At 55.3% G+C, this 445-nt stretch carries 1 protein-coding gene; it reads left to right on the forward strand.

What is annotated here, in order from left to right; genetic code table 11:
* Nucleotides 1-227 (forward strand): hypothetical protein (locus AC1RPG_RS08210; protein WP_481762501.1); only part of this gene is annotated, 227 nt, incomplete at its 5' end.
* Nucleotides 228-445: the final 218 nt, after the last annotated feature.

Genomic DNA, 445 nt, shown 5'->3' on the forward strand with positions numbered 1-445 from the left:
GCCTGTATTCGGCACAGGTAGAAACGCTGTTGCCCGAGGGTTCTGTCGAGAGCAGGGAAGCCGCAGCCTACTTGGTGCGAATTCTTATTGATGCGGGTTACGCAGCCACCATCGAACCCATACGGGATTCTTCGTTCTTGGAGCCCACACCGAAGGGCTTCGCGCGATACTTGGTGAACGTACAGTGGGGCGCAGAAGGCGGCCTCCAGCTCGAAATGTTTGTCTAATGGTTGCGTGCGGCTCCGGGCTCCTGTAATATACGCCCACTGAACATAGGATGGGAGGGCAGATGAAACTGTTGAACGTAGAACGCGAGTTGCTGATGGAGGCTCGGGTTTTCATCGAGGCAGGCACCCAAATCAGGGATCGAGTGTGCCGTACCCCAATCAATCCATGGTTCATGGACCTCGACTTCACGATTCAGTATTTGGCTGAGCAGCATGGC

The sequence above is a fragment of the Dellaglioa sp. CoH-57-MRSF-18 genome, assembly GCF_056781995.1.